The sequence below is a fragment of the Pseudonocardia sp. UM4_GMWB1 genome (assembly GCF_017312155.1).
Taxonomy (GTDB): Bacteria; Actinomycetota; Actinomycetes; order Mycobacteriales; family Pseudonocardiaceae; genus Pseudonocardia; species Pseudonocardia alni.
In genome coordinates this window covers 3,735,414-3,748,793 of record NZ_QJPN01000001.1, presented here as the reverse complement: position 1 = coordinate 3,748,793, position 13,380 = coordinate 3,735,414, and the positions used below count along the sequence as shown (strand labels likewise).

Annotated in this window: 1 protein-coding gene (cut by a window edge); it reads left to right on the top strand. The window is 77.0% G+C overall.

Annotation, left to right across the window (positions count from 1 at the left end; translation table 11 throughout):
- Positions 1–18: 18 nt before the first annotated feature.
- Positions 19–13,380: the 5' portion of an SDR family NAD(P)-dependent oxidoreductase gene (locus DMP15_RS17670; protein ID WP_337826190.1), read on the top strand. It continues 19,269 nt past the right edge of the window; only the first 13,362 of its 32,631 coding nucleotides appear in the window; its start codon is at positions 19–21; the stop codon falls past the right edge of the window.

The window sequence follows — 13,380 nt, the reverse complement described above, 5'->3', positions numbered from 1 at the left end:
GACAAGCAGGAGATTCTGATGAGCACGTCGGACCAGAAGTACGTCGAGGCACTCCGGTCGTCCCTCAAGGAGGTCGAGCGGCTCCGCAGGCAGAACGAGCAGCTGGTCGCCGCCGCGTCCGAGCCGGTCGCGGTCGTCGGCATCGGCTGCCGCTTCCCCGGTGGCGTCGCCTCGCCGGAGGACCTGTGGGACGTCGTCGCGCACGGCCGGGACGTCCTCGGGCCGTTCCCGACCGACCGCGGCTGGGACCTCGACGCGCTCGCCGGTGACGGCGAGGGCGGCAGCCTGGCCCAGGTCGGCGGCTTCGTCGACGACGTCGCCGGCTTCGACCCCGGCTTCTTCGGGATCTCCCCGCGCGAGGCCGTCGCGATGGACCCGCAGCAGCGGATCCTGCTGGAGATCACCTGGGAGGCGCTGGAGCGGGCCGGCATCGACCCGACGTCGCTGCGCGGCACCGACACCGGGGTCTTCGTCGGCACCACCGGCCAGGACTACGGCGAGGTGATCCGCGCCTCCGACGAGGACGTGGCGGTCTACTCGACCACCGGGCACGCCGCGAGCGTCATCTCCGGGCGACTGTCCTACACCCTGGGCGCCGAGGGCCCGGCGGTCACCGTCGACACCGGCTGCTCGTCGTCGCTGGTCGCCATGCACCAGGCGGTGCAGGCGCTGCGGGCCGGGGAGTGCTCGACGGCGCTGGCCGGTGGCGCGTCGGTGATGGCCACCCCCGGCCCGTTCGTCGCCTTCACCGCCCAGAGCGGGCTGGCCGCCGACGGCCGCTGCAAGCCGTTCGCCGACGGCGCGGACGGCACCGGCTGGGCCGAGGGCGCCGGGATGCTCGTGCTGATGCGGCTCTCCGACGCCCGCCGGCAGGGCCGCGAGGTCCTCGCGGTCCTGCGCGGGTCCGCGATCAACCAGGACGGCGCCTCCAACGGCCTGACCGCCCCCAACGGCCCGTCCCAGCAGCGGGTGATCCGGGCCGCGCTGGAGAGCGCGCGGCTGGGCTCCGGTGACGTCGACGCCGTCGAGGCGCACGGCACCGGCACCACCCTGGGCGACCCGATCGAGGCGCAGGCCCTGCTCGCGACCTACGGCGCGGACCGCGCGACCCCGCTGCTGCTGGGCTCGGTGAAGTCCAACATGGGCCACACCCAGGCCGCGTCGGGCGTCGCCGGCGTCATCAAGATGATCATGGCGCTGCGGCACGGGGTGCTGCCCCGCAGCCTGCACGCCGAGCGCCCCTCGGCCGACGTCGACTGGACCGCGGGCGCCGTGGCACTGCTCGACGCTGCCGTCGACTGGCCGGAGACCGGCCGCCCGCGCCGGGCAGGGGTCTCCTCGTTCGGGATCAGCGGCACGAACGCCCACGTCATCCTGGAGCAGGCCCCGCACACCGACGCGCAGGCACCTGCCGCCGAGGTGTCCGCCCCGGCGGTGGTGCCGTGGCCGCTGTCCGCACGCACCGCCACCGCACTGGACACCCTGCGGGCCCGGCTCACGGGATCGGTCACCGGACTGAGCCCGCTCGACGTCGGTGCCTCGCTGGCCACCGGCCGTGCGACCTTCGAGCACCGCGCCGTGCTGCTCGGCTCCGGGGACGAGGTCACCGAGATCGCCCGCGGTGTCGCGGGGGAGGGCCTGACCGCGCTGCTGTTCTCCGGGCAGGGCTCCCAGCGCCTGGGCGCCGGCCGGGAGCTGCACGCCCGCTTCCCGGTGTTCGCCGAGGCGTTCGACGAGACCGCCGCGCTGCTCGACGCGGCGCTGCCCGACAACGACGCCACCCTGCGTGAGGTCCTGTGGGGCACCGACGCCGAGGCGCTCGACGACACCGGCCGGGCGCAGCCCGCGCTGTTCGCGATCGAGGTCGCCCTCTACCGCCTGGTCACCTCGCTGGGCGTGGTCCCGGACCTCGTCGGCGGGCACTCGATCGGCGAGATCGCCGCCGCGCACGTCGCGGGCGTGCTGTCCCTCGACGACGCCGCCACGCTCGTCGCCGCCCGCGCCCGGCTGATGGCCGCGCTGCCGCGCGGCGGCGCGATGCTGGCCGTGGGCGCGACCGAGGACGAGGTCGCACCCCTGCTCACCGCCGGTGTCTCGCTCGCCGCGGTCAACGGGCCGTCGTCGGTCGTGGTGGCCGGGGACACCGACGGGATCGCCGCCGTCGAGGAGCACGCCCGCGCCCGGGGGTGGCGCAGCACCCGGCTGCGGGTCAGCCACGCGTTCCACTCGCCGCTGATGGAGCCGATGCTCGCCGAGTTCCGGGCCGTCGCCGCCGGACTCACCTACCACGAGCCACGGATCCCGGTCGTCTCCAACCTGACCGGCTCGGTCGCCGAGGTCGCCGACATCTGCTCCGCCGACTACTGGGTGCGCCACGTCCGCGGCACCGTCCGCTTCGCCGACGGCGTCACCGCCCTGGCCGCGCGCGGCGTCACCACCCTGGTCGAGCTCGGCCCGGACGGCGTGCTCTGCGGCATGGCGCAGGAGTCCCTGCCCGAGGGCGCCGTCGCCGTACCGCTGCTGCGCCGCGACCGCCCCGAGGAGCTGTCGCTGGTCACCGGACTCGCCACGGCCCACGTCCGCGGGACGACCGTGGACTGGGCCCGGCTCTTCGACGGCACCGGTGCGTCCCGGGTCGACCTGCCCACCTACCCCTTCGAGCACACCCGCTACTGGCCCGCGCCCGTCCGGGGCGCCGCCGACGTCACCGCCGCCGGGCTGACCACCGCCGACCACCCGCTGCTCGGTGCCGCCGTCGAGCTCGCCGGTGACGACGGCGTGCTGTTCACCAGCAGGCTCTCGGTCCGCACCCACCCGTGGCTCGCCGACCACGGCGTGCAGGGACGTGCGCTGCTGCCGGGTACCGCGTTCGTCGAGCTGGCGGTGCGCGCCGGTGACGAGGTCGGCTGCACCCGGGTGGAGGAGCTGACCCTGGCCACGCCCCTCGTGCTCCCCGAGCGCGGTGGCGTGCGGGTGCAGGTCCGCGTCGGTCCGGCGGACGCCCGTGGCCGCCGCACCCTCGGCGTGTTCTCCCGGCCGGAGGACGCCGACGGCCTGCCCTGGTCGCAGCACGCCACCGGTGTGCTCGGCTCGGGAACGACGGCGCCCGACGGGCTCGACACGACCGCCTGGCCGCCCGCCGGCGCCGAGCCGGTCGACCTCGAGGGCTGCTACGAGCGGCTCGCCGGGATCGGCTTCGACTACGGGCCCTCCTTCCGGGGGCTGCACGCCGCGTGGCGCCGCGACGGCGAGGTGTTCGCCGAGGTCACGCTGCCCGACGGCGCCGGGACCGACACGACCGGTTTCGGCCTGCACCCCGCCCTGCTCGACGCCGCGCAGCACGCCGCCGCCTACGGCGACCTGGGTGCGATCAGCCGTGGCGGCCTGCCCTTCACCTGGGAGGGCGTCCAGCTGTTCGCCGCGGGCGCCGGCACCGTCCGCGCCCGGATCGCGGCCACCGGCGAGGACACCGTGTCGATCACGGTGTACGACGCCGCGGGCGGGCCGGTGCTGACGGCGGACTCCCTGGTCTCCCGCGAGGTCCCGGCCGACACCGGCGCCGACCGGTACGACGACTCCCTGTTCCGCCAGGACTGGGCCCCGCTGGGCGGCCCCGCCGGCCGGACCCCGGCGGCGGTCGCCGTCGTCGGCGCCGAGACCGGCGGCCCCGGCCCGGTCGGCACGGCCGCACTGCGGGCCGCGGGCGTCCCCGTGCGCACCTACCCGGATCTCACCGCGCTGGCCGCCTCCGGCGACCCCGTCCCCGAGCTCGTGCTGGCCGGGGCCGCGTCCTGCGGCGGCACCGTCGCCGACGCCGCGCACACCGTCGCCACCGCGGCCCTGGAGCTGGTGCAGCAGTGGCTGTCCGGCGAGGAGTTCGCCGACGCCCGGCTCGTGCTGCTCACCCGCGGCGCCACCGACGGCGCCGACCCGGCCGCCGCCGCGGTGCACGGCCTCGTCCGCACCGCCCGCACCGAGAACCCGGGCCGGCTGGCGGTCCTCGACCTGCCCGACGACGCCACCGGCGCCGATCCGGTCGTGGCCCCCGCCGCACTGGTCGCCGCGCTCGCCGCCACCGAGGACGAGCCCGACCTCGCCGTCCGCGCCGACACGGTGCTCGTGCCGCGGCTGGTCCGGGTCCGCACCGACGCCGAGCCGCACCGGTGGAACCCCGACGGCACCGTCCTGATCACCGGCGGGACCGGCGGCCTCGGCGGTGTCCTGGCCCGGCACCTCGTCGCCGAGCACGGCGTACGGCAGCTGCTGCTGGCCGGCCGTCGCGGTCCGGACGCCCCCGGCGCCGCCGAGCTGGTCGACGAGCTCACCGCGCTGGGCGCGACCGCGCACGCCGTGGCCTGCGACGTCACCGACCGGGCCGCGGTCGCCGCGCTGCTCGCCGGCATCCCCGACACGCACCCGCTGACCGCCGTCGTGCACACCGCGGGCGTCGTCGACGACGGCGTGATCGGCTCGCTGACCCCGGAGCGCCTCGACACCGTGCTGCGCCCCAAGGCCGACGCGGCCTGGCACCTGCACGAGCTCACCCGCGACCTGGACCTGGACGCCTTCGTCCTGTTCTCCTCGGTCGCCGCCACCTTCGGCAGCCCCGGGCAGGCCAACTACGCCGCGGGGAACGCCTTCCTCGACGCGCTGGCCGTGCACCGACGGTCGGCCGGGCTGCCCGCCGTCGCGCTGGCCTGGGGGCCGTGGAGCCGCGTCGTCGGCATGACGGGCTCGCTCAGCGACGTCGACGTGGAGCGGATCGCCCGCTCCGGGATGCCACCGCTGACCCCGGAGCAGGGGACGGCCCTGTTCGACGCCGCCCTCGCGGCGACCGCCGACGGAACCGCCGCGCTCGCCCCGGTCCGGCTCGACCTGCCCGCCCTGCGCGCCCAGGGCGAGCCCGCGCCGCTGCTGCGCGGCCTGATCCGGCGCCCCGCGCGGCGCGCCGCCGCCCAGGCGTCGCCGTCCACCGGTGACCTCGCCGAGCGGCTCCGCGCGCTGGACGGGTCCACCCGTGACGAGGCGCTGCTCGACCTCGTCCGCGAGCGGATCGCCCACGTCCTCGGCCACGCCGACCCCGGCCAGGTCGAGACCGGCCGTCAGTTCCAGGACCTCGGCTTCGACTCGCTCACCGCGGTCGAGCTGCGCAACGGACTCACCGCCGCCACCGGGCTGCGCCTGCCCGCGACCATGGTCTTCGACTACCCGACGCCGGGCGTGCTGGCCCGCCACCTGCGCGACGAGCTGCTCGGTGCCGACGACGCCCCCGACGACACCGCCGACCGCACCCCCGACAGGACCGCCGCTTCCTCGGCCGCGACCGGCGACGATCCCGTCGTGATCGTCGGGATGGCGTGCCGCTACCCCGGCGGTGTCGGCTCCCCGGAGGACCTGTGGCGGCTCGTCGGCGACGGTGCCGACGCGACCGGCCCGTTCCCGACCGACCGCGGCTGGGACCTGGCCAACCTGTTCGACGCGGACCCGGACCGTCCCGGGCACACCCACGTCCGCGCCGGCGGGTTCCTGCACACCGCCCCCGAGTTCGACGCCGGGTTCTTCGGGATGAGCCCGCGCGAGGCGCTGTCCACCGACTCGCAGCAGCGGCTGCTGCTGGAGACGAGCTGGGAGGCGATCGAGCGGGCCGGGATCGACCCGACCGGGCTGCGCGGCAGCGCCACCGGTGTGTTCGCCGGTGTCATGTACAACGACTACGGCACCACGCTGACCGGCGACGAGCACGAGGCCTTCCGCGGCAACGGCAGCGCCCCCAGCGTCGCGTCCGGCCGCGTGTCCTACACCCTGGGCCTGGAGGGCCCTGCGGTCACCGTCGACACCGCGTGCTCGTCGTCGCTGGTCGGGATGCACCTGGCCGCGCAGGCGCTGCGGGCGGGGGAGTGCACCCTCGCCCTCGCCGGGGGCGTGACGGTCATGTCGACACCCAGCACGTTCGTCGACTTCTCCCGCCAGCGCGGACTCGCGCCCGACGGCCGCTCCAAGGCCTTCGCCGACGCCGCCGACGGCGTCGCCTGGTCCGAGGGCGTCGGCGTGCTCGTCCTGGAGCGGCGGTCCGACGCACTCCGCAACGGTCACGAGATCCTCGCGGTGCTGCGCGGGTCGGCGGTCAACCAGGACGGCGCCTCGAACGGGCTCACGGCGCCGAACGGCCCGTCCCAGCAGCGGGTCATCCGCCGCGCGCTGGCGAACGCCGGTCTGTCCACCGGCGACGTCGACGTCGTCGAGGCACACGGCACCGGCACCACCCTCGGCGACCCGATCGAGGCCCAGGCCCTGATCGCGACCTACGGGCGGGACCGGGACCCGCAGCGGCCGCTGCTGCTCGGGTCGGTGAAGTCCAACATCGGCCACACCCAGGCCGCCGCCGGTGTGGCGGGTGTGATCAAGATGGTGCTGGCGATGCGGCACGGGACGGTGCCGCGCACGTTGCACGTGGACGCGCCGTCCTCGCACGTGGACTGGTCCGACGGCACGGTCGCGCTGCTCACCGAGCCGACGCCGTGGCCCGAGACCGGGCGCCCCCGCCGGGCGGGCGTGTCGTCGTTCGGCATCAGCGGCACCAACGCCCACGTCATCGTCGAGCAGCCGGAGCCGACGCCGACCACCGCCACCGTCGGTGGCCGGGAGCTGCCCGCCGTGCCGTGGGCGCTGTCGGGCGCCTCCGCCGACGCGCTGCGCGACCAGGCCGCCCGCCTGCTCACCCACGTCCGCGACGGCCACGCCGTCGACCCCGCGATCGATCCCGCGATCGACCCCGCCGACGTCGGCTGGTCCCTGCTGCGCACCCGCGCCGCCCTCGATCAGCGCGCGGTCGTCGTCGGCACCGGGGCGGAGCAGACCCTGCGCGGCCTGGCGGCGCTCGCCGCGGGCGAGGCCGACCCGGCCGTCGTCACCGGCACCACCGCGACCGGCCGTACCGCGTTCCTGTTCTCCGGGCAGGGCTCGCAGCGCCTCGGCATGGGCCGCGAGCTGCACGCCCGGTACCCGGCCTTCGCCGACGCCTTCGACGCCGCACTGTCCGCGCTGGACGCCGAGCTGGGCTCCGACCTGCGTGCGGTCGTCTGGGGCCACGGTGACAGCGCCGGGGCCGCACTGGACGCGACCGGCGCCACCCAACCGGCGCTGTTCGCGCTGGAGGTCGCGCTGTACCGGCTGCTGGAGTCCTGGGGCGTCGCCCCCGACCTCGTCGCCGGCCACTCCGTCGGCGAGATCGCCGCCGCCCACGTGGCGGGGGTGTTCACCCTCGCCGACGCCGCGCGGCTGGTCGCCGCCCGCGGCACCCTGATGCAGGCGCTGCCCGCCGGCGGCGCGATGGTCGCCGTCGAGGCGACCGAGGACGAGGTCGCCGCTCTGCTCACCCGCGACGACGTCGCGATCGCCGCGGTCAACGGCCCGTCGGCCGTCGTCGTGTCCGGCTCGCAGGACGGCGTCGACGCCGTCGCGGCGGCGCTCGCCGAGGGCGGGCGACGGACCAGCAGGCTGAGGGTCAGCCACGCGTTCCACTCGCCGCTGATGGAGCCGATGCTCGCCGAGTTCCGCTCCGTGGTCGCCGGCCTGTCCCCGGAGGCCCCGGCGGTGCCCGTGGTCTCCTCCCTGACCGGTGACCTCGCCGGTGCCGACGAGCTGTGCGACCCCGGGTACTGGGTGCGCCACGTCCGCGAACCCGTCCGGTTCGCCGACGCCGTCACCACCCTCGCCGGCCGCGGCGCCGTCACCTTCGTCGAGATCGGCCCCGGCGGCGTGCTGTCGGCCATGGCCCAGGACTCGCTGCCCGCCGACGGGACCGTCACCGTGCCCGTGCTGCACGGCGAGGGCTCCGAGGACGTCGCCGTCGTCGCCGCGCTCGCCGCGCTGCACGTCCGCGGCGTACGGATCGACTGGGACGCCGTGTTCGACGGCACCGGCGCCGCCCGCGTCGACCTGCCGACCTACGCCTTCCAGCACCGCCGCTACTGGCCGGGTGCCACCGCGGCCCCCGGCGACGTCCGCTCCGCCGGGCTCGGCGCCGCCGGGCACCCGCTGCTCGGCGCCGCCGTCGCGTTCCCCGACGGCGCGGGCGCGCTGCTGACCGGCCGTCTCTCGGCGTCCGCGCAGCCGTGGCTCGCCGACCACACGGTCGCCGGGACCGTGGTGCTGCCCGGGACCGCGCTGCTCGAGCTCGCCGTCCGCGCGGGCGACGAGGTCGGCTGCACCGGCGTCGAGGAGCTCACCCTCGCCACGCCGCTGACCCTGCCCACCGCGGGTGGCGCCGTCACCGTGCAGGTCCGCGCCGGTGCCGACGACGGTTCCGGCCGACGCCCGGTCACCGTGCACGCCCGCCCCGAGGGCTCCGACGAGTGGACCGAGCACGCCACCGGCACCCTCACCACCCTCGCGCCGGGCCCAGTGCGGTTCGACGCCACGACCTGGCCGCCCACCGGCGCGGCCGAGCTCGACGTCGAGGGCTGCTACGAGCGGTTCGCCGAGGCCGGGTTCGGCTACGGTCCGGTGTTCCGGGGGCTGACCGGCGCCTGGCGGGACGGCGACACCGTCTACGCCGAGGTGTCGCTGCCCGACCCCGACACCACCGCCGAGGACGCGGCCCGCTTCGGGCTGCACCCCGCCCTGCTCGACGCCGCCCTGCACGCCGCCCTGCTCACCGGTGACGGCGCCGCGGGCCTTCCGTGGGCCTGGGAGGACGTCACCCTGCACGCCGCCGGGGCCACCGCGCTGCGGGTGCGCCTCGCACCGGCCGCCGACGGCGGCGGCCTGGCCGTCGCCGTCGCCGACCCCGAGGGTCGTCCGGTCGCCACCGCCGGCCGTCTGCGCGCGCGCCCCGTCGACCCTGCCGCCCTCGGCACCGGGACGGCCGTGCGCGACGGCCTGTTCCGGCTCGACTGGACGGCCGTCACGGCGCCGTCGGACCCGTCCGTGCCGCCGGCGCCGGTCGCGGTGCTCGGCGCGCCCGGCGACCCGGTAACCGACGTCCTCGCCGCCGGGCACACCCGGTACGACACCGTCGACGACCTGCTCGCCGACCCCGGCAGCACCGTCCCGGCGACCGTGCTCGCCCCGCTCCCGGCCGGCCCCGGCGACGACACGCCGCGGGACGTGCGCGACCGCACCGGCGCGACCCTGGACCTGCTCCGGCGCTGGTCGACCGAGGACCGGCTCGCCGGCTCCCGGCTGGTACTCGTCACCCGCGGCGCCGTCACGGCCGCCGGTGAGCCCGTCGCCGACCTCGCCGCCGCCGCGGTGTGGGGGCTGGTCCGCTCCGCGCAGACCGAGAACCCCGGCGCCTTCGGCCTGCTCGACCTCGACCCGGCCGCCGCCGTGCCCGCGACCGGTGCCCTGCCCGTCGCGCTGTCCCCGGACGAGCCGCAGCTCGCCGTCCGCGGGGACGACGTCCTCGCCGCCCGTCTGACCCGCGCCGGGGCCCCCACCGGCGCCACGACGTGGTCGACCGAGGGCACCGTCCTGGTCACCGGCGGCACCGGCGGCCTCGGCGGTCTGCTCGCCCGTCACCTCGTCGCCACCCACGGGGTGCGCCACCTGCTGCTGACCAGCCGGTCCGGTGCGGACGCACCGGGGGCCGCGGAGCTGGTCGCCGAGCTGGAGGGCCATGGCGCCCGGGTGTCGGTCGCCGCCTGCGACGTCACCGACGCCGACGCCGTCACCGCGCTGGTGGCCGGTGTGCCCGGTGCGCACCCGCTGCGTGCCGTCGTGCACACCGCCGGGATCCTCGACGACGGGGTGCTGAGCTCGCTCACCCCCGGGCGTCTGGCCCGGGTGCTGGCGCCGAAGGTGGACGGTGCGTGGAACCTGCACCGCGCGACCGCGGGTCTGGACCTGGACGCGTTCGTGCTGTTCTCCTCGGTCGCCGGGGTGTTCGGCGGTGCCGGCCAGGCGAACTATGCCGCCGGCAACGCGTTCCTCGACGCCCTGGCCGCGCACCGCGCCGCCGCCGGCCTGCCCGCCACCGCGCTGGCCTGGGGCCCCTGGCAGCAGGGCCTCGGCATGACCGCCGACCTCGACCAGCGAGACGTCGCCCGGGCCGCCGCCGCCGGGATGCCGCTGCTCACCGCCGACGAGGGCCTCGCCCTCTTCGACGCCGCACCGGCCACCGGCGACCCTGCGCTGGTCACCGCCCGCCTCGACCTCGCCGCGTTCCGCGCCCGGACCCCGGTCCCCGCGCTGCTGCGCGGACTGGTCACCGCCCCCCGCCGCACCGCCGCCGGCGCCGCGCAGGCCACCGACGCCGGGCTCGTCGCCCGGCTCGCCCGGCTCGACGACGACCGGCGCCACGAGGTCCTCCTCGACGTCGTCCGCGACGCCGCCGCCCTCGTGCTCGGGCACACCTCCGGCGCCGACATCGACGCCGACCGCGCCTTCCGCGATCTCGGGTTCGACTCCCTGACCGCCGTCGAGCTGCGCAACAGGCTCGCGACGGCGACCGGGCTGCGGTTGCCCGCGACGACGGTCTTCGACCACCCGACCCTCTCCGCGCTCGCCACCCACCTGCGCTCCGAGCTGCTCGGCTCCGCGGCCCCGCCCGCACCGGAGCGCCCGGTCGTGACGCCGCTCGACGACGACCCGGTCGTCATCGTGGGAATGGCGTGCCGCTTCCCCGGCGGGGTCACGTCCCCCGAGGACCTCTGGCAGCTCGTCGGCGACGGCGTCGACGCCATCACCGGGTTCCCCACCGGCCGCGGCTGGGACCTCGACGGCCTCTACGACCCGGACCCCGACCACGCCGGCACCTCCTACACCCGCGAGGGTGGCTTCCTGCACGACGCCGCCGAGTTCGATGCCGGGTTCTTCGGGATGAGCCCGCGGGAGGCCACCGCGACCGACGCGCAGCAGCGGCTGCTGCTGGAGACGAGCTGGGAGGCGGTCGAGCGGGCCGGGATCGACCCGGTCTCGCTGCGCGGCAGCGCCACCGGCGTCTTCGCCGGCGTCATGTACCACGACTACGCCGACAACCTCGGCGGACCGGAGCACGAGGGGATCCAGGGCCAGGGCAGCGCGGGCAGCGTCGCCTCGGGCCGGGTGTCCTACACCCTGGGGCTGGAGGGCCCGGCGGTCACCGTCGACACCGCGTGCTCGTCGTCGCTGGTCGCGATGCACTGGGCGATGCAGGCCCTGCGGACCGGCGAGTGCACGCTCGCCCTCGCCGGCGGCGTCACCGTCATGTCCACCCCGGCCACGTTCGTCGAGTTCTCCCGGCAGGGCGGCCTCGCCGCCGACGGCCGGTCCAAGCCCTTCGCCGACGCCGCCGACGGCGTCGGCTGGGCCGAGGGCGCCGGCATGCTGGTGCTGGAGCGCCGGTCGGACGCGCTGCGGAACGGTCACGAGATCCTGGCCGTGGTGCGCGGGTCCGCGGTGAACCAGGACGGTGCGTCCAACGGGCTCACGGCACCGAACGGGCCGTCCCAGCAGCGGGTCATCCGCCAGGCACTGGCCAGCGCCGGGCTGCGGGCATCGGACGTCGACGCGGTCGAGGCCCACGGCACCGGCACCACCCTCGGCGACCCCATCGAGGCGCAGGCGCTCATCGCGACCTACGGCGCCGACCGCGACCCCGCGCAGCCGCTGCACCTGGGTTCGCTGAAGTCCAACATCGGGCACACCCAGGCCGCCGCCGGCGTCGCCGGTGTGATCAAGATGGTGCAGGCGCTGCGGCACGGGGTGCTGCCGCGGACGCTGCACGTGGACGCGCCGTCCTCGCACGTGGACTGGTCCGACGGCACCGTCGCGTTGCTCACCGAGCCGACCGTGTGGCCGGAGACCGGCCGTGTCCGCCGGGCGGGTGTGTCGTCGTTCGGGATCAGCGGCACCAACGCCCACGTCATCGTCGAGCAGCCCGCCGACGCCCCGGCCCCCGCCCCGGCGGAGCCCGGACCCGACGGCCCGCTGCCGTGGCTGCTGTCCGCGAGGTCCCCCGAGGCGCTGCGCGACCAGGCCGCCCGGCTCCGCGACGCCGTCACCGGGCGGCCGGACCTGCGCCCGATCGACGTCGCCCACTCCCTGGCGACCGGCCGGTCCGCGTTCGACCACCGCGCCGTCGTCCTCGCGGCCGACGCCGACGACGCCGTGCGTGCTCTCACCGCGCTCGCCGACGGCGACAGCGACCCGGCGGTCGTCACCGGCCGTGCCCGCGGCGGCCGGACCGCCATGCTGTTCTCCGGGCAGGGTTCGCAGCGGCTCGGCATGGGCCGGGAGCTGCACGCCCGGTTCCCGGTGTTCGCCGACGCGTTCGACGCCGTCGTCGCCGCGCTGGACGCCGAGCTCGGCGGTGACCTGCGGGCGGTCGTGTGGGGCACCGACGCCGCCGCGCTGGACGAGACCGGCGCGACCCAGCCCGCGCTGTTCGCGGTCGAGGTCGCGCTGCACCGGCTCGTCGAGTCCTGGGGGGTCCGTGCCGACCTGGTCGCCGGGCACTCGATCGGCGAGATCGCCGCGGCGCACGTGGCCGGGGTGTTCTCGCTGGCCGACGCGGCGCGCCTGGTCGCGGCGCGGGCGTCGCTGATGCAGGCGCTGCCGACCGGGGGCGCCATGCTCGCCGTGCAGGCGAGCGACGACGAGGTGCGCCCGCACCTCACCGACGGCGTCGCGATCGCGGCGGTCAACGGCCCGTCCGCTGTCGTCGTCTCCGGTGACGAGGATGCCGTGACAGCGGTGGGCGAGCAGCTGGCCGGCCGCAGGACACGGCGGCTCGCGGTGTCCCACGCGTTCCACTCGCCGCTGATGGACCCGATGCTGGCGGAGTTCCGGGCCGTCGCCGAGCAGCTGAGCTACGCCGAGCCGGTGGTGCCGGTGGTGTCGAACCTGACCGGTGCGCTCGCCGAGCCCCGGCAGCTGTGCGACCCGGAGTACTGGGTGCGCCACGTCCGCGAGGCCGTCCGCTTCGGCGACGGCGTGCGGGCGCTGGCCGGGGCCGGTGCGACCACGTTCCTGGAGCTCGGCCCGGACGGGGTGCTCTCGGCGATGGCCCGCGAGTCCCTGCCCGACGACACGACCGCGACGGTGCCCGTCCTGCGCCGCGACCGCGGCGAGGTCGACGCCGCACTGACCGCGCTGGCCCGGCTGCACGTCGGCGGCACCCGCGTCGGTTGGACGGAGCTGCTCCCGGGCGGCCGCCGGGTCGACCTCCCGACCTACGCCTTCCAGCACGCCACCTACTGGCCCACCGCGACCCGCCCGGCGGCCGACGCCGGCGCGCTCGGACTCACCGCCACCGGGCACCCCGTCCTGCACGGCGTGGTCGAGCTCGCCGAGGGCGAGGGCGTGCTCTGCACCGGTCGGCTGTCGCTCGCGACCCACCCGTGGCTGACCGACCACGCCGTCCGGGGCACCGTCCTCGTGCCCGGTACGGCGCTGCTC